The 520-nt window shown below is 44.6% G+C and carries 2 pseudogenes; both read left to right on the top strand.

Features of this window, described 5'->3' with window-relative positions:
* Positions 1-260, top strand: a pseudogene (locus ACFIM8_RS09455) (filamentous hemagglutinin); the annotation flags it as partial.
* Positions 261-266: 6 nt separating this feature from the next.
* A pseudogene (locus ACFIM8_RS09450) lies at positions 267-520 on the top strand (filamentous hemagglutinin); the annotation flags it as partial.

Here is a 520-nt window from a genome sequence, read left to right as displayed (position 1 = left end):
GCACCGCGCCGGCAGATAAAAACAGCCTGACCACAGGAAGCATTAGCACCAGTGATATCAGCAACAGTGCGCATGCTAAAGCCAGCAGCCATGGGGTTAGCATTTCTGGTGGCGGTGCTTTGCAACAAGGGAAATATGGCATCATAAAAAATATTGCTAAAAATGCTTTAAGTCATGGCAAAGCTAAGGATGCAGCAGAAGGGGAAACCAAATCTGCTATCAGTGATGGGAGTATCATCCTTACTGATATAACTGGATAGAGGGCGATGGGGCAAGATGCTGGACAAATCATTGATGCACTCAACCGCAACACCGCAGCAGCCCACCAAGCAGTAGAACAGCTCAATGTCGCATCGCTTGAGGGGGTAGTGCATAATCGCGTAGATATGATCAATAATTTATCGGATGAAGGATTGGGATACTTTGATAAAATTTATAAAATTACAAATGTCAAAGAGCACCCAGTAGGTGAGGTTGCGCATGATGAAAATGGCAATGTCCTCTATTTAACCGATGAAAA

The organism is Bartonella sp. AC535YNZD (assembly GCF_042196625.1).
Lineage (GTDB): Bacteria > Pseudomonadota > Alphaproteobacteria > Rhizobiales > Rhizobiaceae > Bartonella.
Note: the sequence above shows the minus strand (reverse complement) of the source record. Positions and strands in the feature narration are given on the sequence as shown.